Origin of the sequence: Streptomyces sp. NBC_00203, assembly GCF_045206325.1 — a bacterium.
Lineage (GTDB): Bacteria > Actinomycetota > Actinomycetes > Streptomycetales > Streptomycetaceae > Streptomyces > Streptomyces lutosisoli.
Window position 1 is genome coordinate 1,159,004 of record NZ_CP108126.1, and the last position, 21,517, is coordinate 1,180,520.

At 71.8% G+C, this 21,517-nt stretch carries 18 protein-coding genes; 9 read left to right on the forward strand and 9 right to left on the reverse strand.

Annotated elements, in window-relative coordinates; all coding sequences use genetic code 11:
- Positions 1-3: 3 nt before the first annotated feature.
- From OG975_RS05540 to lnt, 4 genes are all read right to left on the reverse strand, one after another.
- The gene (locus tag OG975_RS05540) at positions 4-1,929 is read right to left on the reverse strand and encodes a helix-turn-helix domain-containing protein (protein WP_406327850.1); all 1,926 of its coding nucleotides are present in this window, start codon (positions 1,927-1,929) and stop codon (positions 4-6) included.
- Positions 1,930-2,008: 79 nt separating this feature from the next.
- Positions 2,009-2,809: a 3-hydroxybutyrate dehydrogenase gene (locus OG975_RS05545; RefSeq protein WP_406327851.1), complete on the reverse strand. Its 801-nt coding sequence runs from the start codon at positions 2,807-2,809 to the stop codon at positions 2,009-2,011.
- A gap of 60 nt (positions 2,810-2,869) precedes the next feature.
- A complete protein-coding gene (locus tag OG975_RS05550; protein WP_381248818.1) occupies positions 2,870-3,343 on the reverse strand; it encodes an NUDIX domain-containing protein in 474 nt (157 codons plus the stop codon).
- Between the two features lie 55 nt (positions 3,344-3,398).
- A complete protein-coding gene (lnt, locus tag OG975_RS05555) occupies positions 3,399-5,012 on the reverse strand; it encodes an apolipoprotein N-acyltransferase (protein ID WP_406327852.1) in 1,614 nt (537 codons plus the stop codon).
- Between the two features lie 239 nt (positions 5,013-5,251).
- On the opposite strand from lnt, the gene OG975_RS05560 reads away from it, so the two are divergent.
- The gene (locus OG975_RS05560) at positions 5,252-6,310 is read left to right on the forward strand and encodes an O-antigen ligase family protein (protein ID WP_406336158.1); all 1,059 of its coding nucleotides are present in this window, start codon (positions 5,252-5,254) and stop codon (positions 6,308-6,310) included.
- 30 nt (positions 6,311-6,340) lie between these two features.
- Here the strand turns inward: OG975_RS05560 and OG975_RS05565 are convergent, their stop codons facing one another.
- Positions 6,341-6,886: a hypothetical protein gene (locus OG975_RS05565; protein ID WP_406327854.1), complete on the reverse strand. Its 546-nt coding sequence runs from the start codon at positions 6,884-6,886 to the stop codon at positions 6,341-6,343.
- A 131-nt stretch (positions 6,887-7,017) separates the two neighbouring features.
- Positions 7,018-7,803 (reverse strand): glutamate racemase, encoded by a 786-nt coding sequence (locus tag OG975_RS05570; protein ID WP_406327856.1) that lies wholly within the window; start codon positions 7,801-7,803, stop codon positions 7,018-7,020.
- 57 nt (positions 7,804-7,860) lie between these two features.
- On the opposite strand from OG975_RS05570, the gene OG975_RS05575 reads away from it, so the two are divergent.
- Positions 7,861-9,036: a glycosyltransferase gene (locus tag OG975_RS05575; RefSeq protein WP_406327858.1), complete on the forward strand. Its 1,176-nt coding sequence runs from the start codon at positions 7,861-7,863 to the stop codon at positions 9,034-9,036.
- 4 nt (positions 9,037-9,040) lie between these two features.
- Here the strand turns inward: OG975_RS05575 and OG975_RS05580 are convergent, their stop codons facing one another.
- Entirely contained in the window at positions 9,041-10,384 is a 1,344-nt protein-coding gene (locus OG975_RS05580) for a TerD family protein (RefSeq protein WP_406336160.1), read from the reverse strand.
- Between the two features lie 299 nt (positions 10,385-10,683).
- Between OG975_RS05580 and OG975_RS05585 the strand changes: the two genes are divergently transcribed.
- From OG975_RS05585 to OG975_RS05600, 4 genes are all read left to right on the forward strand, one after another.
- Positions 10,684-11,112: a DUF6643 family protein gene (locus OG975_RS05585; RefSeq protein WP_406327859.1), complete on the forward strand. Its 429-nt coding sequence runs from the start codon at positions 10,684-10,686 to the stop codon at positions 11,110-11,112.
- Between the two features lie 45 nt (positions 11,113-11,157).
- Positions 11,158-11,982: an MOSC domain-containing protein gene (locus OG975_RS05590; protein ID WP_406327860.1), complete on the forward strand. Its 825-nt coding sequence runs from the start codon at positions 11,158-11,160 to the stop codon at positions 11,980-11,982.
- 187 nt (positions 11,983-12,169) lie between these two features.
- Positions 12,170-12,775: a hypothetical protein gene (locus tag OG975_RS05595; RefSeq protein ID WP_406327861.1), complete on the forward strand. Its 606-nt coding sequence runs from the start codon at positions 12,170-12,172 to the stop codon at positions 12,773-12,775.
- A 158-nt stretch (positions 12,776-12,933) separates the two neighbouring features.
- A complete protein-coding gene (locus tag OG975_RS05600) occupies positions 12,934-15,366 on the forward strand; it encodes a right-handed parallel beta-helix repeat-containing protein (RefSeq protein ID WP_406327863.1) in 2,433 nt (810 codons plus the stop codon).
- Here OG975_RS05600 and OG975_RS05605 read toward each other — a convergent pair.
- The gene (locus OG975_RS05605; RefSeq protein WP_406327865.1) at positions 15,336-17,693 is read right to left on the reverse strand and encodes a hypothetical protein; all 2,358 of its coding nucleotides are present in this window, start codon (positions 17,691-17,693) and stop codon (positions 15,336-15,338) included. The two genes, OG975_RS05600 and OG975_RS05605, sit on opposite strands and share 31 nt — an antisense overlap.
- A 279-nt stretch (positions 17,694-17,972) precedes the next feature.
- Here OG975_RS05605 and OG975_RS05610 point away from each other — a divergent pair, with 279 nt between their 5' ends.
- Together OG975_RS05610 and OG975_RS05615 are read left to right on the forward strand one after the other, a co-directional pair.
- Positions 17,973-18,803, forward strand: a complete 831-nt coding sequence (locus OG975_RS05610) for a DeoR/GlpR family DNA-binding transcription regulator (protein WP_330302699.1) — start codon at positions 17,973-17,975, stop codon at positions 18,801-18,803.
- A 142-nt stretch (positions 18,804-18,945) separates the two neighbouring features.
- On the forward strand, positions 18,946-19,425 hold the full coding sequence (locus OG975_RS05615) for an SRPBCC family protein (protein WP_406327867.1): 480 nt from the start codon (positions 18,946-18,948) through the stop codon (positions 19,423-19,425).
- 122 nt (positions 19,426-19,547) lie between these two features.
- Here the strand turns inward: OG975_RS05615 and OG975_RS05620 are convergent, their stop codons facing one another.
- The gene (locus OG975_RS05620) at positions 19,548-20,672 is read right to left on the reverse strand and encodes a PLP-dependent cysteine synthase family protein (RefSeq protein ID WP_369255809.1); all 1,125 of its coding nucleotides are present in this window, start codon (positions 20,670-20,672) and stop codon (positions 19,548-19,550) included.
- Between the two features lie 359 nt (positions 20,673-21,031).
- On the opposite strand from OG975_RS05620, the gene OG975_RS05625 reads away from it, so the two are divergent.
- Positions 21,032-21,355 carry a hypothetical protein gene (locus OG975_RS05625; protein ID WP_330302702.1) on the forward strand — a complete coding sequence of 108 codons (324 nt, stop codon included), beginning with the start codon at positions 21,032-21,034 and terminating at the stop codon, positions 21,353-21,355.
- Positions 21,356-21,517: the final 162 nt, after the last annotated feature.

Consider the following 21,517-nt stretch of genomic DNA (forward strand, 5'->3'; position numbering starts at 1 on the left):
CGGTCAGTGCGGAGCTGCCGACGACAACCGGTGCAGTCGCAGGGCGAGTTGGATCTCCAGCACGCGGGCCGGGCTCTGCCAGTCGTCCCCGAGCAGCCGCCCCACCCGCTCCAGCCGCTGGGCGACCGTGTTCACATGCACATGCAGGTCGTCCTTCGTGCGCGCCGGACTCATGCCGCACGCGAAGTACGCTTCGAGGGTGCGCAGCAGATCGGTGCCCCGTCGCTCGTCGTACGTCACCACCCGGCCGATGGTGCGGTCGACGAAGCCGGAGATGTCCCGGTCGCCGGCGAGCAGGAGCCCCAGAAACCCGAAGTCCTCGGCGGCGGCGCCGTCTCCGGCCCGGCCGAGCAGACGCAGGGCTTCCAGGCAGCGCTGCCCCTCCGCGTACGCCGCGACCACGGCGTCCGGGCGGGCGGCGAGCTGCTCGACGGGCGCGGAGGCGCCGACGGTTACCCCCTCACGCACGGCGGTGCCGAGGTCCCTGGCCGTACGGCGGGCCAGGGTCGTCGCGGTGTCGCCGGGGCCCAGGGGGAGCAGCAGGACGGTGCCGCCCTCGCGGGCCGCGGCCAGCCCGTGCCGGGTGGCGGCGAGATGGGAGGCGGCGGACCACAGACGTCTGCGGGCGGCGGCCTCCTGGTCGGCATCGGCGGCTGTGGCGTCGAGCCGGGCGGCCAGCACCACATGGGGGCCGTCGAGATCGGCGTGCAGGCGGGCGGCCCGCTCGCGCAGCAGACGCGGATCGCGGTCGCGGGCGTCCAGCAGGTCGTCCAACAGCTCGCCGCGGACGCGCTGTTCGGCCTCGGAGGCGGAGCGTCTGGCGAGCAGGAGCAGTGACGTGACCATCGCGGCGCGCTCCAGGGTGCGCTGGTCGACGGGGTCGAGGCCCGGATGCCCGCGCAGCATCAGTGTGCCGAGCAGTTCGCCGCCGGCCGCCACGGCGGCGACCCAGTCGTCCCCGTGCCGCACGGCGTGGCCCTCGGCGCGGGATGCCTCCAGAGCGGCGGTCGGTGCGTCGCCCGGCTCGGCGAACTCGACGGTGCCGTCGAGGACTTCGGACACGGCGGCGGCCACGTCGTGGACCCCGCCGCCGCGCAGCACGAGTTCGGCGAGCCGGTCGTGGACGTCCGACGCGCGCTCGATCACTGAGCTGCGGTCCCGGATGATCTCGTTGGCGCGGCCCAGACGGTCGAGGGCGGAACGGGTCTCCGTGAGCCAGTTCGCCGTGTCGATGGCCGCCGCTGCCAGGGCCGCGAACGAGCCGAGGAGGGCGATCTGCTCCCGCTCGAAGACCCGCGCGCGCCGGTCCGCCGCGAACAGCACCCCGATGACCTGCGGCCCGATCATCAACGGCACGCCGAGAATCGCGACGAGCCCTTCGTCCCGTACGCCCGCGTCGATGGCCCCGGTGTGCTGGAAACGCTCGTCCTTGAAGTAGTCGTCGGTGACATACGGTCGGGCGGTCTGCGCGACGAGTCCGCCCAGCCCCTCCCCCATGCCGAGCCGCAGCTGCTGGAAACGTGCGGCCACCGAACCCTCGGTGACCCTCATATAGGTGTCGCCCCTGGCCGCGTCGTTCAGGCTCAGATACGCGACGTCCGTGCCCAGCAGTGACCGGGCCCGCTGCACGATCGCCCGCAGTACGGCATCGAGGTCGCGCAGGCCCGCCAGGTCGTGCGCGGTCTCGAACAGCGCGGAGAGCTCGGCCTCACGGCGGCGCCGGCCCTCTATCTCCGAGCGCACCCGCAGGGCCAGCAGCTTGGCCTGTTCGAGCGCGGCGATGCGCTCGGGCGGACGGCCCTCGGCGCGGGCGAGCAGCACCGGCTGCTCGTACGCGTCGGCGGACGCGCCTCTGGCCAGGAGTTCCAGAAACGGCGCCTCGGCGCTGTCGACGGTGCGCTCGGCGGACTGCACGTGATCGCGGGACATGCTCACAGGATTACGCATCGGCGGCCCGGCACCAGAGCCCCTGTGGACAACTCATGTCGTGCTCCTGACCGGCTCCGGCTCAGTGCGCGGTCCAGCCGCCGTCCAGCGCCAGCGACGTACCGGTGATGAAGGCCGCCTGCGGACCGCACAGATAGGCCACCGCCTCCGCGACCTCCGCCGGCTCGATGAGCCGCTTGACCGCGCTGTCCTGCAGCAGCACCTCGGCCAGTACACGCTCCACCGGAATCCCGTGCGCCTGCGCCTGGTCGGCGAGCTGCTTCTCGACCAGTGGGGTGCGCACATAGGCGGGGTTCACACAGTTCGAGGTGACTCCATGGGGTGCGCCTTCCAGGGCGGCGGTTTTCGAGAGCCCCTCAAGACCATGTTTTGCGGCCACATACGCCGACTTGAACGCCGAGGCGCGCAGCCCATGGACCGACGACACATTGACGATACGGCCCCAGCCCTGCCCGTACATATGGGGCAGCGCTCCGCGGATGAGCCGGAACGGTGCCTCCAGCATCACGGTCAGCACGGTGTGGAAGACGTCGGGCGGGAACTCCTCGATGGGGCGCACCAGTTGCAGCCCGGCGTTGTTCACGAGGACATCGGTGCCCGCGGCGGCCTGTTCCGCCGCGTCGAGGTCGGTGAGGTCGAGGACATGCGGCTCGACGGTGCCCGCGAGGCCATGGGCCGGTTCGGCCAGCGCGTCCAGGCCTGCGGCGTCCCGGTCGACCGCTCTCACCTTGGCTCCGGCGGCGGCGAGCCGTAGCGCGCACGCGCGGCCGATGCCGCCCGCGGCGCCGGTGACGAGGGCGGTTCGGCCGCCGAGGTCGAGTGCGGAGGCGTGGGGGCCCGAGAGGGCGCTGGGCGCGGTCATGTCTCGACCCTAGGCAGCGCCCTCGCCCCGGCCGATATGGTCACCACACACACTTCAGCCTCAGGTCATAGGGTCGAACCATGTGGGTGCGTCGGTCAGTGCCTGCTTGATCCGGAAGAGTGCGTGCTCGTTGAGCTCCGGCAGGGCGTCCACGTCGAACCAGCCGACTTCCAGCGACTCGTCGTCGTTGACACGGGCTTCGCCGCCGACGGCCCGGCAACGGATCGTGATGTCCATGAACTGACAGATGTCGCCGTTCTCGTACGTGATCTGCTTCAGGGCCTGCACGAGGACGACGCGCTCGGGAACACACCGTACGGCCGTCTCCTCGTACACCTCGCGGACGGCGCAGGCCGCGGGCTGCTCTCCTGGGTCCGGCATTCCGGCGATGACCGCCCACTTGCCGGTGTCGGCCCTGCGCCCGAGGAGCACCCTGCCCTCGTCGTCGAAGACGAGGGCGGTGACGCCGGGCAGCCAGAGCAGCTGCTGCCCGGCGGTGGCACGGATCGTGCGGATGAAATCAGGAGTAGCCATGCACCGACCCTAATGGGCCGGTGCCATGAGCCAGTTGTGCTCCGGGACCCGGTCCTCAGACGCCGGTGCTCCGCCGTCCGCGGACCGCCGTCGCCACGCCCCAGCCGAGCCCGCCCGCCGCGACGAGCACCAGGAGCATCTCGGGGAGGATCCCGAGCTTCGTGGCCGGGGTCTCGGAGGAGCGCAGCGGCACCTTCTGGACCAGCGAGTCGGCCACGAACATCCCGGTCTTCTGGGTGATCTTCCCGTCCGGCATGATCACGGCGCTGACGCCGCTCGTCACCGGCACCGTGACGGTGCGGCTGTGTTCCACGGCGCGGACGCGGGACATGGCGAGCTGCTGGTAGGTCATCTCGCTGCGGTCGAAGGTCGCGTTGTTGCTGGGCACCGAGATCAGCTGGGCGCCGTCGGTGACCTCGGAGCGCACCGCCCAGTCGAAGGCGGCCTCGTAGCAGGTGACCAGGCCGACCTTGGTGCCGTCCATCGTGAACACGCCCGGCTTGGTGCCCCGGCTGAAGTCCTGACGGACCATGGTGGTCCAGTTCTTGTTGATCGCCCCGAGCAGCGACCGCATCGGGAGGTATTCGCCGAAGGGCTGAACCTGCCGCTTGTCGTACGTGTCGACGGCGCCCTTCTCCGGATCCCACAGGATCTGCTCGTTGTAGAGCTTGCCGTCCCGCTCCACGACGCCGCCCACCGAGATGGGGGCGCCGATCGCCTTGGCCGCCCGGTCGATCACGGCGCGCGCGTCGGAGTTGGCGAACGGGTCGATGTCGGAGGAGTTCTCCGGCCACAGCACGAAGTCGGGCTGTGCGACCTTGCCCGCCTTGACCTTGGCGGCCAGCCGCTCGGTCTCTCGCGCGTGGTAGTCGAGGACCGCGCGCCGCTGGGCGTTGAACTCGAGCCCCGCACGCGGCACGTTGCCCTGGATGACCGCGACGGTCGCCGTCCCGTTCTCGGCCTTGTCGCTCACCAGCGTCCGTGCGGCGAGCGCCCCGGCCACGGGGACGGCGACGCTGAGCAGCGCCACCGCGGCGGCGCCTCGCTGGACGGCACGGGTGCGGCGGCCTTCGACGGCCAGGCGCACGATCTCGTAGAGACCGAAGCCGCTGAGCGCGACCGCGAAGCCGAGCACCGGGGTGCCGCCCGCCGCGGCGAGCGGCAGGAACACTCCGTCGGCCTGCCCGAAGGCGATCTTTCCCCAGGGGAAGCCGCCGAACGGCGCACGCGCGCGTGCCGCCTCGCCCGCGATCCACACCGCGGCCGCCCACACCGGCCACGCGGGCAGCCGGGAGACGACCGTGATGCCCGCGCCGACGAGCGCGATGTACACCGCCTCCACCGCCGCAAGGGCCAGCCACGGACCGGGGCCGACCTCGACACCGGTCCACACGAGCAGCGGCAGCAGGAACCCGAGGCCGAACAGATAGCCGAGCCCGAGACCCGCCTTCCAGGTGCGGCCGCGCAGGGTCCAGGCGAAGACCGCGAAGGCCGGCAGGGCGAGCCACCACAGGGTCCGTGGAGGAAAACTGACGTACAGCAGCACTCCGGAGAGCGTCGCGGCGGCGGCCGGAACGAGACGCCGCACCAGTCCGGCACCGCGCGAGGCGGGTGCGGCCTGGGGTTCGAGCTGTTCCGGCTCGTCTACGGTGGTTGCGGTGGCGGTCACTCGGGGAGTGTACGGCGCGTGACCTGGGCGCCGACAGCACGGTCTCGTCGGCCCCGGTGGGAAAGCGGCTGTCCGGCAGGACGCTCCGCACGCGTCTGCAACAACGTTCCTGCGCAACTTGTCCACAAACCGGCGCATCACCCGTTACGGTGTGCCCGAGCCTCTGACCTGCGGCCGGATGCGGCCACGGCGGCCGGGGCTCAGCATAGTCGGGGGGCGACGGGGTGGGGTCCACGGGGATCACATCCGCGGCCGATTCAGCGGCCGCGGGAGAAAGACGCAATGCTTCGGACGCCACGGGCGTGATCGTGCTCGCGGCATGCGCCGTCTGGTCGCTGATCACAGCGGCCGCGCACGACGGCAGGCCCGAGGGCGTACTGCTGGCGGTGCTCGCGGTGGCCGCCGGTTACGCCTCGGGGCGGATCCTCGGGGCACTCCTGCCGGTCGCCGCCCCCTGCGCCGGGGCGCTCGCCGGACTCGGCCTCGCGATCGTCACTCCCGGCCCGCAGATCAGCTTGCCGCTCGGACACACGGGCGCCACGGCCGCGCTGCTGACGCTCTCCGCCGGAGCCGCGTGCTGCGCGGCCTGGGCGGCACGCCCGCCGGCGCTGCGGCTGGCCTTGAGGCTGCTGGCCGCCGGGATCGCGGTGACCGCGGCGCTGCTGGGGTCGACCACCGGGTTCGTCACCTGTACCGGGGTCCTGCTGTGTTCGCTCGCCGCCGCCCGTATGCGCCGCCGCGCCCTGGGGCTCGCGGGCCTCGCGCTCACCGCGGCGCTCGTGACGGGAGCGACCTGGGCGATCGCCGAGAACGCGCTGCCCGACGGCCTGACCGCCTCCCTGGAGGGGCAGCTCACCCAGCACCGGGTCCTGCTCTGGCACGACGCGCTCCGCCTGGCCCGCCAGGATCCGGCGCTGGGTGTGGGGCCCGGGCGCTATGGAGAACTCAGCCCGACGGTCACGCAGTCGCTGCTGCCCGACGGCAAACCCCACTCGGCGCCTCTGCAGCAGGCGGCCGAGCAGGGCGTGATCGGTGTGGCACTGCTCGCGGCGGTGTTCTGCTGGGTCCTGTACGCGCTGTGGCGCACCCCGCGCCCCACGCCGATCGCCCTGACGGCGGGCGCGGCCCTGACGGCACTGGCCGCCATCGCGTCGATCGGCAACGCTCTGAGCTTCACCACGGTGACGGCCGGCGCGGGCCTGCTCGCGGGGCTCGCCACGGCACGGCCGCTGGTCGACGAGGGGCAGCACCTGATGGAGGGCGCGGACCGTCCGCGGGGCGACCGTCTGGAGCCGTGAGCGTGTTACGCCACGGCAGCCCGGTCCGGGTCAGAGCACAGTGCCGGGGGTGGCCGGCCGCAGCCGGTCACGGATGATCCGTACCGCCGCCTCCGCGTTGTCCACCGTGATCGTGAACGTATGGCCGTCGCCGAGCCGCAGCACCACACCCTCGCCACGCCGGACGATGACGGCGGTCCCCAGCTCGGGCCGCCAGCGGTAGCCCCAGCCGCCCCACTGGCGCGGGGTGACCTGGGGCGCGAAGTCGGCGCCGACGACCTGTGAGAGAGGGATGCGGCGGCGCGGCAGACCGATGTGGCCGCAGCGCACTTCCACGCAGTCCTTGTCGACCTTCACGGCCACGTGCACGAACGCGAGCGTGCCGAAGAGGATGAGCAGTCCGGCCGCGATGCACCCGACCACGGACATGGCGAGCGGGGCCGTGCCCGATGTCCAAACGGAGTCGACGGCGAGCTCGATACCGAGCGCCAGGCAGGCCGCGCCGGCGAGCGCGGGCAGCCACTGGACGCGGTTGGTCGCACGACCGGTCCAGATCTCCGGGTTCGGGGTGTCTTCGCCGTGGGGGTGGTCCCTCATGTCAATGAGGGTACTCAGGTTCCGCACCGCGGGCACCGTGTTGCTGAGCGTTACTACTCCGGGTGGACGGTCGCCGTACGGAGGGCGTTCACGCGGTGGCCGACCATGGCCGTACGCAGAGTGACCGTCGGTCAGCGCGCCGGGCTGACCGCCGACAGGAGGCGACCTTCCGCGTACGCGAGCGCCGTCGCGGGCAGCACGCCCTCCTGGCCGCTGAGCATGACCGTGAGGCGGGACTCGGCGGCTGCCCCGGGGTCCGGGAGCTCGCCGATCCTGCGCAGCGCCTGGGCGGCGACCGCTCCGGCCGTGCCATGCAGGATGAGGGGCGCGTGTCCGGGCTTCTGCACGGCCGCGCGGATGCGCTCGCCGACCAGTTCGTAGTTGGTGCAGCCCAGTACGACCGTCGTCACGTCGTCGGGGGTGAGTGCGGCGGCCGCGGCGATCGCGGCGTCGGTGGCCGCCTCGTCGGCGTGGTGCACGGCGTCCGCGAGCCCCGGGCAGGGCACTTCGGTGACCGCCACGCCATCGGCGAACTCACGGATGAGACCGCGCTGGTAAGGGCTCCCGGTGGTGGCGGGTGTCGCCCAGATCGCGACGGGCCCGCCTCCCGCGGCGGCCGGTTTGATCGCCGGGACCGTGCCGATGATCGGCAGATCCGGTTCGAACCGTGCACGCAGCTCGGGCAGGGAATGGACGGAGGCCGTGTTGCAGGCGACGATCAGGACATCGGGACCGTGCGCGGCAGCGGCCTCGGCGACCGCCAGGGCTCGCCGTGTGATGTCCTGTGGCGTGCGCGGCCCCCAGGGCATCCCGTCCGGGTCCCAGGAGAGTACGAGATCCGCGTCGGGACGCAGACGGCGTACCGCGGCCGCGGCGGGAAGCAGGCCGATTCCGGAGTCCATGAGCGCGATCTTCACCCGGTCACGATAGACGATGCGCTCCGACGAGTCGGTCCGGTGGGGCAGACTGCGCCCGTGAGCGCCATCGTGTGGATCGCCGCCGGATCACTCGCCGCCTGGTTGTGGCTGCTGCTCTGCCAGGGCTTCTTCTGGCGCACGGACATCAGGCTGCCGGCCCGCACGGACCCGGACGACTGGCCCTCCGTCTGCGTCGTCGTCCCCGCGCGCGACGAGGCCGCCGTGCTGTCCGCGAGCCTGCCGTCGCTCCTCGCCCAGGACTATCCCGGGCGGGTGGAGGTCTTCCTCGTCGACGACGGCAGCTCGGACGGCACCGGGGAACTCGCCCGTGAGCTCGCCCGCACGCACGGGGGGCTGCCGCTCACCGTCGACTCACCGGGAGAGCCGCCGGAGGGCTGGACGGGCAAGCTCTGGGCCGTGCGCCACGGCATCGGCCTGGCACGCGCGCGTGCACCCGAATTCCTGCTGCTCACGGACGCGGACATCGCCCATGCCCCGGACAGCCTGCGCGAGTTGGTCGCGGCAGCGCGTACCGGTGGCTTCGACGTCGTCTCGCAGATGGCCCGGCTGCGCGTGGAGAGCGTGTGGGAGCGGCTCGTCGTGCCCGCCTTCGTCTACTTCTTCGCACAGCTCTACCCCTTCCGCCGGATCGCGGTGAAGGGCTCGCGGACGGCGGCCGCGGCGGGCGGATGTGTCCTGCTGCGCACGGATGCCGCCGAGCGGGCGCGGATTCCGGACGCGATCCGGCATGCCGTGATCGACGATGTGGCGCTCGCCCGGGCGGTCAAGGGATCCGGCGGCCATATCTGGCTGGGGCTCGCCGACCGGGTGGACAGCGTGCGGCCGTATCCGCGACTGCACGACCTGTGGCGGATGGTCTCGCGCAGCGCGTACGCCCAGCTGCGGCACAACCCGCTGCTGCTCGCCGGGACGGTCGCCGGTCTTGCCGTGGTCTACCTGGTGCCACCGGTGGCGCTCGCGGTGGGCCTCGCCGCGGGAAACGCGTGGGCGGCGACGGCCGGGGGGCTCGCGTGGCTGCTGATGACGGTCACCTATGTGCCGATGCTCCGCTACTACCGGCAGCCCCTGTGGCTCGCGCCGCTGCTGCCGGTCACCGCGTTCCTGTACCTCCTCATGACCGTCGATTCCGCGGTGCAGCACTACAGGGGGCGCGGCGCGGCCTGGAAGGGCCGCACCTACGCGCGCCCCGACACCGCGCTCGAAGAGAGCTGATCGCTCACTTCCTGCCGGGGGTCCAGTTCATGCCCCACCCGTAGGCGTAGTCCACGGTGCGCTGCGGGCTCACGCCGCGCTCGGGGACCAGGTAGCGGGCCTCGCGCTGGACGACCAGGTCGCCGCCGTTGTTGGTGATGAGGGCGAGGGCGCAGACGGTCGAGGGCACCGTGCACTCGTCGAGCGAGAAGTCGACCGGGGCGCCGCCCAGCGGTTGCAGGGTGACCGTGGCGTGCAGGTCGGCGAAGGAACGCGCTCCTTCGTAGATGGTCACGAAGATGAGGATGCGCCGGAAGCTCTGCCTGTGGTCGAGGTTGATGGACAGGTTCTCGCCACTGTCCACGGCGCCGGTGCGGTCGTCGCCGTCCAGAAAGATGTACGGCGGCTGGTGCAGCGCCCCGAAGGCGTTGCCGAGTGCCTGGACGACTCCCTTGCGGCCGTCCGAGAGCTCGTACAGGGCGCACAGGTCGAGGTCGAGGTCCGCGTGCATCGCGACGGCACGGCCCCGTTTGCTGCCCCATCCCGAGAACTGCTTGCGCACCTGCCAGTTGAGGTTCACGCGCATGGCACCGGACGTGCCGCCCTGCTTGGCGAGCGAGACCGAGGGGGCCTCCTTGGTGAGCGTGACCTTGGACAGGCGCACCGGAGCCGAAGGAGCCGTGGGCGGGGCGGTCGGCGGAGCCATCGGGGGCGGGGGCATCGTCACGGGCGGGGCGACCGGCGGAGGCGTCGTCCCCGGCGCGGGCATGGTCACCGGTGGAGCCACGGGCGGCGGACCCTGCACGCGGGTGCCGGGCGCGGGCGGCGCGGCGGCGGGTGCCACGTGCTGCGGCTCGTCCACGGTGATTCCGTAGTCCGTGGCCAGTCCTTCGAGTCCGCTGCTGTAGCCCTGTCCGACCGCGCGGAACTTCCAGGCGCCCTGGCGCCGGTAGAGCTCGCCGAGCACGAAGGCGGTCTCGATGGTCGCGTCGGCGCTGTCGAAACGTGCGACCTCCGTGCCCTGCTGCGCGTCGATCACCCGGATGTAGAGGCCCGGCACCCGTCCGAAGGTGCCGCCGTCGGCGGAGGCGGCCAGCACCACCGTCTCGATCGCGGGCTCGACGCGCGTGAGGTCGACGAGCAGGGCGTCGGTCACCTGGCCGCCGGTGTCCCGTTTGCCCTCGTGCCGCACGGCGCCGGAGGAGTGCGACGGCTGGTTGTAGAAGACGAAGTCGCCGTCCGAACGGACCTTTCCGGAGACCAGCAACAGCGCGGAGGCATCCGCGTCGGGTACTCCGGGTCCTGAACGCCATCCCAATTCCACGCGCAGCGCGGTCGTCGGGACAGGAACATTCGATCCCTTAGGCATTGACATGTACGCCCCCATCACGTGTCTCCGCGCCGGGCCACGCCTCGAGCAGTCCGCGGGCCCCCTCCGAGCCAAACCTAATCCCCCGACCCATCGAACTCCCATGACCCGCACAGGAAGATCCATGGTCAACCGCCGGTAACCCGCCAGGAACTCGGCCTTTACACGATCTGAACCCTCTTTGGCGTCCTTTTTTGCCGAGTTCGCTCGCATTGGGGATCCCGCGTCACTGCCGACACGGAAAACAACCCTCTTATCGGTCTCCCCAACCAGCACATCGTGGGCTTAACTTATGTGCCATGACCTCCCCCCGCTCCACCTATGGCGGCGGTTACTACTCCGCCTTCCAGGACACCCCGATCTACGACTCCCTCGTCGCCGAGCGGGGCACCCCTCAGATCGCTCCGATCCGGGTTCCCGCCGCCTACGACACGGGCAGCCATTTGCCCGCCCTTCCGTCGGCGCTTCCCGCTCTGCCGGCCGGCCCTTCCCATCAGGCCTCGTACGGCTACCCGCAGGCCCAGCAGCCCTCACCGCTCCAGCAGGCCCCCGCGCCGTACATCCCGCAGCAGGCGGGGGGACCGCGCGGTTACCCGGGCGCCCAGCCGCAGCAGCAGCGCCCGATGGCGGCCGGCACCGGCTACGAGGCGATGCGCCCCGCGGCTCCCCGCCCGGCTCCGGCTCCCTACCAGGATCCGTACAACAGCCAGCAGTATCGCGGCTACTGACTCATTCGCACCGGATTGTCGGTGCTTGCTGGCACCATGGGTGTCATGGGGAACGCGGAGCTGCACTCGATCCATGTCCATCCGGTCAAGGCGTTCCGGGGCCAGTCACTCCGGGAAGCCGTCGTGGAGCCCTGGGGGCTGGCCGGGGACCGACGCTGGACACTGATCGACGACGGGGGAAAGGTCGTCACGCAGCGCCAGCAGCCACGTCTGGCACTGGCCGCCGCCGAGCTGCTGCCCGGCGGCGGCATACGGCTGTCCGCGGAGGGCCGTGAGCCGGTGGACGTCCCCGTGCCCGAGCCGGTCGGCACGACGACGCTGGACATCTTCGGCGACAAGGTGGAGGCCGTCCTCGCCGACGCCACCGCGCATGCCTGGTGCAGCGACTATCTGGGCGCAGAGGTGCGCCTCGTCCACATGGACGATCCGGCCACGCGCCGGCCCGTCGACCCGGATTTCGCGCTCCCGGGCGAGACCGTCAGCTTCGCCGACGGCTATCCGCTGCTGGTCACCACACTCGCCTCGCTGAAGGCCCTCAACTCCTTGATCGCGCAAGGCGATCACGCCCATGAGGGCCCACTCCCGATGAACCGTTTCCGGCCGAGCGCGGTCGTGTCCGGCACCGCCGCCTGGGCCGAGGACGACTGGTCCCGGATCGCCATCGGCGAGGTCACCTTCCGGGTCGCCAGGATGTGCGGCCGATGCGTCGTGACCACCACCGACCAGGACTCCGCCGAGCGCGGCAAGGAACCCCTGCGCACCCTCGGACGCCACCGCCGCTTCGGCGGCCAGTTGGTCTTCGGACAGAACCTGGTCCCCGAGTCCCCCGGCACGGTGCGCGTCGGCGATCCGGTCACGGTCCTCGAATAGCCCGTGCGATCCAGTTCCGCGAATGGGCGTTCACGGAGGGAACCCGGGCCGCGGGCACGATCGTTGAGACTTCGTGAGGAGTTCATGAGAGGCCCATGGGGAGGGTGATTTCGCTCTCTCTTCCCTGGGCTCTCGCGTGAACGGCTCCGCTGCGGGTTATCACGGACGCGGAAGGGGGTGCGGGACGGTGCGAGCTATCAGCGGACTCTGGCGCTGGCGGCACAATCCGCTGCGCCGCACGACCGATCTGGCCGAGGCCTGGCTGGCCCTGGCGGCCGTCCTGTTCGTCCTCGTCGCCGCGCCCCTCCTCGGCGCCTTCGTCGGGGCCGCGGCCCAGGACGCCTTGCAGCGGTCCGTGCGGGAGCAGCGTCAGACCCGCCACGAGGTGGCGGCCACCGTTCTCAAGAAGCTGTCCCGCAGCCCTCTGGAGCCCGACCCCGAGACGTCGTCGGTACGGGACGCCCACAGCCGCGTAGTGGCCGACTGGACGGCACCGGACGGCACCGCGCGGCACGGCACGGTGACAGCCCCCCTGAAGTCCCCCCACCACGGGGACCACTTCACGATCTGGACCGACCTGCACGGCCGAATAGTGGGCCGCCCGCTGGACAGTGCCACCGCGACGACGCACGCCGTGCTGGCCGGGTTCGGCGCGGCCCTGATGTGCGCGGGACTCGTCGAGGGCGGCAGGCGGCTGATCCTCTGGCGCATGGTCCTTCGCCGGTATGCCCGTTGGGACCAGGCGTGGGACAGGGCCGGCCCCGACTGGGGCAGGACCGGCACCGGCAGCTGACAGCCTTTCCGCTCCGGTCAACCGGGCGTCCCCGCGCACGCTACGGTGGACCGGCCGAACTGTTCGGCACCGTCGTGAGAGGCTGTCCTTGATCCCGACGGGGTTTCAGTACGGCCTCGCAGGACCCGCGTACGACGAGGTGGGGGCACAACAGCGCCATGGCACAGGGCACGGTCCAGGTGACGCACACCGGCACCTCGCGGTGGCGGCGCCGCACGGGAGAGTACGCATCGCTGGCCGCCGCCCTGGAGGCCGCCGCAGACGGCGATGTGCTCACCGTCGCTCCCGGCACCTACCGGGAAAACCTGGTGGTGCAGCGCGCGGTGACGCTGCGCGGCCCCGAGGGCTTCCCCGGCTCCGTGCGCATCGCGCCGGTGGACGGGGTGCCGCTGACCGTGCGCGCCTCCGCCGTGGTCCAGGACCTGCATGTGGAGGGCCAGGACTCGGCCGCGCCCGCACTGCTCGTCGAGGAGGGCACGCCGGAGCTCCTGGACGTGCGGATCGTCACACGGTCCGCGGCCGGGATCGAGGTACGTGGAGGCGCCCGTCCGACCGTGCGGCGTTGCACGGTCGACAATCCGGCCGGTATCGGCATCGCCGTACTGGACGGCGGCGGTGGGGTGTTCGAGGAGTGCGAGGTCGTCGCGGCCGGTCAGTCGGGCGTCGCGGTCCGCGGGGGCGCCCATCCGCGCCTGGAGCGCTGCCGGGTGCACCACGCCTCCGGCGCGGGCCTGTCGGTGACCGGTGAGAACTCGTCGCTGGAGGCCGTCGGCTGCGAGGTGTATGAGGTCAAGGGTTCCGGGGTGCAGATCACCGGGCGGGCCACGGCTCATCTCACCGACTGCGATGTGCACCGTACGACCGCGGACGGCGTCACCCTCGACACGGACGCGGTGCTCACGCTCGCCGACTGCCGTATCCACGACATCCCGGAGAACGCGGTCGATCTGCGCTCGCGCTCGGTCCTCACCCTGACCCGCACCAGCGTGCGGCAGTTCGGGCGCAACGGCCTGTCGGTCTGGGACCCGGGCACACGCGTGGACGCCAACCAGTGCGAGATCTTCGACAGCACGGGCGACTACCCCGCGGTGTGGGTCAGCGACGGCGCGACCGCGGTGCTCGAGTCGTGCCGGGTGCACGACGTCCCGGACGCCCTGTTCGTGCTCGACCGGGGTTCGCGCGCGGACGTCGTCGACAGTGATCTCTCCCAAGTGCGCAACACCGCCGTCTCGGTGAGCGACGGCGCCACCGCACAGCTGGACGACTGCCGTATCCGGGACGCCGCGACGGGCGCCTGGTTCCGCGACCACGGCAGCGGCGGCACACTGTCCGGCTGCACCGTGGACGGCACACAGACCGGCGTGATCGTCACCAAGGGCGCCGATCCCACCATCGAGCGCTGCACGGTCACCTCACCGGCCGAGGCGGGCTTCTACGTATCGGCGGGCGGCCGGGGCAGCTTCCTCAACTGCCGGGTGACGGACAGCGGGGGCTACGGCTTCCATGTGATCGACGGCTGCCGCGCGACGCTGAAGAAGTGCCGTACGGAGCGTTGTGCGCGCGGGGGTTACGAGTTCGCGGACGGCGCCGCGCAGGGCGCCGGCGGGGGCCCGGTCGTCGAGGACTGCACGAGCGACGAGAGCGCCGGCCCGCGGCCCCCGGCGCACGAGACGGCCGTACAGACGTCGAGCCCGTCACCGAGCCTGCTGGGCGCGATCCCGGGCCAGCGCACCACCGAGCAGGAGCCGCTCGTGGCCGTCGCGGAGCCGGCGCAGCCGGCGCGCACGTCGAAGGCCGTTCTCGGTGAACTCGACACGCTGGTGGGCCTGGAGAGCGTCAAGCGTGAGGTGCGGGCTCTCACCGACATGATCGAGGTGGGCCGCCGCCGGCAGCATGCGGGCCTCAAGGCGGCCTCCGTACGGCGCCATCTGGTGTTCACGGGCTCCCCCGGCACCGGCAAGACGACGGTCGCCCGGCTGTACGGCGAGATCCTCGCCTCGCTCGGTGTGCTGGAGAAGGGGCATCTCGTCGAGGTGTCCCGGGTGGACCTGGTCGGCGAGCACATCGGCTCCACCGCGATCCGTACCCAGGAGGCGTTCGACCGGGCGCGCGGCGGCGTGCTGTTCGTCGACGAGGCGTACGCGCTGTCGCCGGAGGATTCGGGCCGTGACTTCGGGCGCGAGGCCATCGACACGCTGGTGAAGCTGATGGAGGACCACCGGGAGGCGGTGGTGGTGATCGTCGCGGGCTACACGGCCGAGATGGAGCGGTTTCTTTCGGTCAACCCCGGTGTGGCGTCGCGCTTCTCACGGACCATCACCTTCAGCGACTACATCCCCGAGGAGTTGCTGCGGATCGTGGAGCAGCAGGCCGAGGAGCACGAGTACCGGCTGGCCCCGGGCGCGGCCGAGGCACTGCTGAAGTACTTCACGGCGATCCCGAAGGGACCCGCGTTCGGCAACGGCCGCACCGCCCGGCAGACCTTCGAGGCGATGGTCGAGCGGCACGCCGGGCGGGTCGCCCAGCTGGACGAGCCGAGCACGGACGACCTCACCCTGCTCTATTCGGAGGATCTGCCGGAGCTGCCCTGAGCGTCACCTCCGGGCCGTGGCCCGGGCAGATCCGGCCGCAGCCGCGCCAGCAGCCGTTCACGCTCCTCGGCGAAGGCCGGGTCCGCCTGGTATTCGGAGTGGCCGAGGATCGGCGCGGGCAGCGGATGCCGCTCGGTGCGTCCGTAGGCGAGCGGGTCCTTGAGGGCCTCGCGGTCGACCTGGGGGCCGCAGTCGCCGGGCAGCCGGACGGGCCCGCCTATGGGGTCGGTCAGGCGGTACAGATTGCGCCAGCAGGCGACCTCGCGGTGCAGCGAGGTGAGAGCGGCCGGGCCGAAGTGGGCCGGGAACCAGCGCCCGTACAGGCGCTCCAGCGGGGAGCCGTAGGTGAGCAGGGCGACCCGTTTGCGTACGGACGGTTTCAGCTGCCAGGCCGCGGCGGCCGCCAGCACACTGCCCTGGGAGTGCCCGGAGAGCACGAGCCGTCCGCCGGTGGCGCGGATCCAGGTCACCATGCGCCAGGTCAGGTCGGGCACGGCGCGCTCGGCGTAGCACGGCGGTGCGAAGGGGTGGGCGGCGCGCGGCCAGAACGTGCCGACGTCCCAGAGGATGCCGATGGTGCGGCGGGCGGCGGGGTCCTTGTAGGCGCGGCGGCCCCAGGTGACGAACAGTATGAAGCCGAAGCCGATCAGCCAGGATCCGAGCGCCTGCGCGGTCTCGGCGGCGCCCTGGACGAAGGCGTACGCCCCCTGCGCGGCCGTGCCCGGAGGCTCCTCGGCCGTCAGGGCACCCGCCAGGGCTCCGGCGCCCAGGAGCAGCGTCACGAACGAGATGACGCCGACCATGCGGGGCGCCCGGTCGGTGAGGGCGGCCATCGCGCGCGTGCTCGCGATGCGTCGGGTGCGGGCGGTGTCCTTGGGCTCTCCCTTGTAGTCGAGCTCCACGGCGTCCACCTCCTGGCTCCGCAGTTGCCAGGTCCGCCGGGCCAGCCATCCGATGAGGGTCAGCAGTACGACGAGCAGCGGAGGGATCACGGACGCCTGCCAGGTCAGCAGGACGGGCGGACCCGGGATCGAGTCCCGGGTGCCGTCCAGCCAGTCGGCGACACGCTGGGAGACCCCGCCGGACATCACGCCGCCCAGCGCACAGGCGAGCATCGCGACGGCGGGACCGGCGAGGCCGCGCATCGCGGTGCGCGTGTCGGGACGGGTGCGGTACAGGATGCGGGCGACCACGCCGAGCGCGATGACAAGCAGGCACTGGAGGAGGGCGATGGCTCCGAACGTCATGTCGCCGGGCAGTCGCCGCGCCGAGTGCCAGTCCGGCCGTGACCACCCGGCGTACACCAGGGTCAGGGCGAGCAGGACGATCGAGCTCATGGGCAGCCAGCGCACCAGGGTCTGGTCCAGTTCCTGGTCGAGCCGGTTCTCGCTGCGGCCGCGACGGCAGACCACCCACAGCACAATGGCCGCGCCCACGACAAGAGTTGCGTCCAGGAGCCGGCCCAGCGTGTCGAGTACGGCGGGGCCGCCGGAGGCACGGTCGTAGCCGGCGGCGGAGGTCCCGACGGCCGCCGCGACCGTCAGGAAGCCCGCGGCGGTGTGCGCGGCGCGCAGCCGGGCCACCAGACGGCGCCCGTACCAGAAACCGGGCCGGCCGAGCCCGGTGCGTCCGGTCTCCTCGTCGGGCTCCGCCCTGCGGGACATCGGCTGCTGCGACTCGTACGCGCTCCAGGTGCGGTGGGACAGGTACCACAGGAGGCCGGTCAGGGCGGCGGGCACCAGGCAGGCCAGGGCGAGCCGGCGGCCCGGTTGACTCCACCAGCCGCCGGACCCGGCCGGTGAGAGGAATCCCAGCCAGGAGTGCTCCTGGGCGCACGCGCGCGTGCCCGCGCACTGCCAGGCGGTCAGGTCGAGGGCGACCTCGCAGGCGGCGGCGACCAGCAGCACCGTGAGGGTGAGTCCGGCGAGTCGCACAAGCAGGCCGTACAGGCGGATCGTCCGCTTACGGCCTCGAGTGGTGGGGCGCATCCAGTGCGCGAGGTTGACGACCATGAAGGGCAGCAGTAGCAGCCACAGGGCGCGGGCGCCGTTGCCCGAGGTGAGGTTGCACCACACATAGGCCTCGCGCACCGGCTCGCCGCGGTGGTCGTCGGGACGCTGTTCCGCGTCGGCGTCGTCGACGCGCCGGTAGACCGCCGCCGTCGCGTCGCCGGTGATCCGGACCGTCCGTGGATCGCCCAGCATCTCCTCGGGTGTGGTGCCGCCGACTCCGTGGACCAGGAGTTCAAGGGCGGTTTCGGCCCCTTCGGGCCGCTGCGCGGGGCTGTCGGGCTCCCCGGTCGATGCATGTTCCCGTGCACGTTCCACTGTTCTGCACTTCCCCCGTGCCGCGTGTTGCGTGTGTCATGTGCAGGCACAAGGATCTCCACTCCGGGGGTCGCGCACACCTGTAGTCACGGAATCTCCCCGATACGTGTGAACGTGATGGCACCGAAGGGGCCCGGTGTCCGTGCGGGCAGTGGCGCGACTGTCGGTGACCCGTGCGAGGATGGGTCGTCCTCAGGACCTCGGACAAGGAGAATGTCCACGTGGGAGTGGGTTCGGACGGAGTGACGGGCAGTGGGCGGCGAAGGGACCGGAGCGGGCGTGAGTGAGAATCAGAACCTCCTCGCGGAGCAGCGCCGTGCCCTGATCCTCGACGAGGTGCGACGCCGCGGTGGCGTCCGTGTGAACGAACTGACGCGGAAGCTCGGCGTCTCCGACATGACGGTCCGCCGCGACCTCGACGCGCTCGCCCGTCAGGGCGTCGTGGAGAAGGTGCACGGCGGCGCGGTGCCGGTGGTCGAGGCGAGCACGCACGAGCCGGGCTTCGAGGCCAAGTCCGGTCTGGAGCTGACCGCCAAGGAAGACATCGCGCGTGCCGCCGCCGAGCTGGTCGCGCCGGGCTCGGCGATCGCGCTCTCCGGTGGTACGACGACGTACGCGCTGGCCCATCAGCTCCTTGATGTGCCGGACCTGACCGTGGTCACCAACTCGGTACGCGTGGCGGACGTGTTCCACTCGGCGCAGCGTTCCTCCGGTCAGCGGCAGGGCGCCGCCACGGTCGTCCTGACCGGTGGGGTGCGTACGCCGTCCGACTCCCTCGTCGGGCCCGTCGCCGATCAGGCCATCGCGGCGCTGCACTTCGATGTGCTCTTCCTCGGTGTCCACGGGATATCGGTCGAGGCGGGCCTGTCGACGCCGAACCTGGCGGAGGCCGAGACCAACCGGCGGCTGGTGCAGTCCGCGCGGCGTGTCGTCGTGGTCGCCGACCACACCAAGTGGGGCACGGTGGGCCTGAGTTCGTTCGCCGCGCTCGAACAGGTCGACACGCTGGTCACCGACGCCGGGCTGCCGGCCGAGGCACGCGCGGAGATCGCGGAACACCTGAGGCGTCTGGTGGTGGCCGGTGAGCCCGGAGACGGTACAGACATCTGACGGTCCGCCAGCTATGGTGACGCTGCCCTCCAGGGCGTCCCCGCGCCGCCCGTGACGCTGCTCGCGCCACCCACGGCAGGGGCGCGCCCTGGTCACCACCCACTGCCGCCCGGGACTCCGTTCCCGCTAGGGGGTTCTGCCCATGGCACGCCGTCTGCGTCCGGTGGGACTCGACTTCGTCGAGACCGCTCCGCTGCGTCTGGTGTTCGCGCGGGAGGTGGCGGCTTCCCCGGAGGCGGTCTTCCAGGCGCTCGCCGAGGACGTGTCCGGCTGGAGCGAGTGGTTCTCGGCCGTGACGCTGGCCCGGCCGACCCAGGACGGCGCCGGGCGCGAGGTCCGGCTCAGGGGCGGCACGCGTTTCGAGGAGACGGTCCTCGCGGCCAGGGCGCCCGAGGTGTACGCGTACCGGGTGGACGTCACGAACGCGCCCGGGGCCCGCGCCCTGGTCGAGGAGTGGCGACTGACTCCGGCGGGGAAGGGCACGCGCGTCCAGTGGACGTTCGCCACCGACGGCGCAGTACCCTTCCGGCTGGCCCTGAAGCTCGGGCGGGCGGGCCTGGGCCGCGCCTTCCGCGACGCGGTGATGGCGCTGGACCGCCGGCTGGCCTCCACTCACGCCTGACGCGACAGCCGACGCGCGCTCGGATCACGTACGCCTGATGTCACAGGCCGCGCACGCCCGACGTCATGTACGCCTGACGCCACAGGCCGCGCACGCCCGACGTCATGAGCGCCCCGCCGAGGTCAGGCCGGCCAGACGCCCGTCTCCAGCAGGGAGGTGATCGCCGCCGTGTACGGCGCGATGTCCAGCCCTTGTTCGGCCAGCCACTCGTCCGAGTAGTACTTGTCGAGATAGCGGTCCCCGGGGTCGCACAGCAGCGTCACCACGCTCCCCGAGCGCCCCTCGGCCACCATCTCGGCGACGATCTTCAGCGCGCTCCACAGGCCGGTGCCGGTCGAGCCGCCCGCCTTGCGGCCGATGGCCTGTTCCAGGGCTCGTACGGCGGCGACGCTCGCCGCGTCCGGCACCTTCATCATCCGGTCGATGGCGCCCGGTACGAAGCTCGGCTCCATGCGCGGCCGTCCGATGCCCTCGATGCGCGAGCCGCAGTCACAGGTGACGTCCGGATCGCCGGTGGTCCAGCCCTCGAAGAAACAGGAGTTCTCCGGGTCGGCGACGCAGATGCGGGTGTCGTACTGCATGTAGTGGACGTAGCGCGCGAGGGTCGCCGAGGTGCCGCCGGTGCCGGCCGTGGCGACGATCCACGCGGGTTCCGGGAAACGCTCCAACTCCAGCTGGCGGAAAATGGATTCGGCGATGTTGTTGTTTCCGCGCCAGTCCGTGGCCCGTTCCGCGTAGGTGAACTGGTCCATGTAGTGGCCGCCCGTCTCGACCGCGAGCGCGGCGGACTCCTCGTACATCTTGCGCGAGTCGTCCACGAAGTGGCACTGCCCGCCGTGGAACTCGATCAGACGGCACTTCTCGGCGCTCGTCGTGCGCGGCATGACCGCGATGAAGGGCACGCCGATGAGCCCCGCGAAATAGGCCTCGGAGACCGCCGTCGAGCCGCTGGACGCCTCGATGACGGGACGGCCGGGCCGGATCCAGCCATTGCACAGCCCGTACAGGAAGAGGGAGCGGGCGAGGCGGTGCTTGAGGCTGCCGGTGGGGTGGGTCGACTCGTCCTTCAGGTACAGGTCGATGCCCCACTTCTCGGGCAGTGGGAAACGCAGCAGATGCGTGTCGGCCGAGCGGTTGGCGTCGGCCTGGACCTTGCGGACGGCTTCTTTGAGCCAGGCCCGGTACTCCGCGTCACTGTGGTCGACATCGAGGGTTTCGCCGGTCCGGGTCTGCTGGGGGCTGCTCACGGCGGGGCTCCTTACACATCGCGCCGACGCCGGTTCAGCTGGTCGGACGCCTCGATCATAAACACCTTCCGCACGCTTCTCACCTGCATAAACACACCTTTGAGCAGCCCAAAGGCACCCCTGGGGGACGGTTCGGTCCGGCGACGGGGGCGCATCCCGGCGTGTGCTTCCGCCGGGGCCGTCACCTCGTCATGCGCACTGGTGCTCGTCGCCGCCTGCGGGCAGACTGCACCGCACGGGGCGTGTCCGCGTACCGATCACCTCGCGCGAGGCGGTGGCCGGAGCGGTGCACACTGGGTCACGGCCCGACGCGGGACCACGACAGGGCACAGCCGAAGCGCACAAGGGGGCGGGGCATCATGGCGGAGCCGGAGTTCACGGCCACAGGCGTGCGGATCGGGAAGAGGCTGCGCTCGCTCACCCGGGCCGGACAGGTCCGGATCAGCGACGGCAGGCTGCAGTTGCTCACCAGTTACGGCAGCGAGATCGACAGCGCGCCGGTGCAGGCGGTGCGCGCGTCGAAGCCCTGGTTCGCCCACGAGGACCGGGCGTTGGCGGATGTCAACGGCACGCGCTACTCCCTCATCCTGGGTGAGCACGATCCCGCTCCCGGCAAGCCGGGGCCGCCCTCGGCGCGCCGGTTCATCGACGCGGTACGCAAGGCGGCCGGACGCAGCGGCTGAAGCAGTACGCGGGGCAGCAGGGCTCAGCTGCTTGAGCGATGACGCGTGGCAGCGGGGCGCGGCGGCCGGAACAGCGGCCGTGGTGGCGGAAAGTGCCGCGAGTTGCAGGACCGCACCCCCTGAGTCACGCTGGTCTCACATCACTCTGGGTTTACCGGCGAT

Bases quoted from the DNA above. Each gene is read 5' to 3' on its own strand.
- OG975_RS05540 (WP_406327850.1), bottom strand. From the start codon at position 1,929: ATGTCCCGCGATCACGTGCAGTCCGCCGAGCGCACCGTCGACAGCGCC.
- OG975_RS05545 (WP_406327851.1), bottom strand. From the start codon at position 2,809: ATGACCGCGCCCAGCGCCCTCTCGGGCCCCCACGCCTCCGCACTCGAC.
- OG975_RS05550 (WP_381248818.1), bottom strand. From the start codon at position 3,343: ATGGCTACTCCTGATTTCATCCGCACGATCCGTGCCACCGCCGGGCAG.
- OG975_RS05565 (WP_406327854.1), bottom strand. From the start codon at position 6,886: ATGAGGGACCACCCCCACGGCGAAGACACCCCGAACCCGGAGATCTGG.
- OG975_RS05580 (WP_406336160.1), bottom strand. From the start codon at position 10,384: ATGCCTAAGGGATCGAATGTTCCTGTCCCGACGACCGCGCTGCGCGTG.
- OG975_RS05585 (WP_406327859.1), top strand. From the start codon at position 10,684: ATGACCTCCCCCCGCTCCACCTATGGCGGCGGTTACTACTCCGCCTTC.
- OG975_RS05590 (WP_406327860.1), top strand. From the start codon at position 11,158: ATGGGGAACGCGGAGCTGCACTCGATCCATGTCCATCCGGTCAAGGCG.
- OG975_RS05600 (WP_406327863.1), top strand. From the start codon at position 12,934: ATGGCACAGGGCACGGTCCAGGTGACGCACACCGGCACCTCGCGGTGG.
- OG975_RS05615 (WP_406327867.1), top strand. From the start codon at position 18,946: ATGGCACGCCGTCTGCGTCCGGTGGGACTCGACTTCGTCGAGACCGCT.
- OG975_RS05625 (WP_330302702.1), top strand. From the start codon at position 21,032: ATGGCGGAGCCGGAGTTCACGGCCACAGGCGTGCGGATCGGGAAGAGG.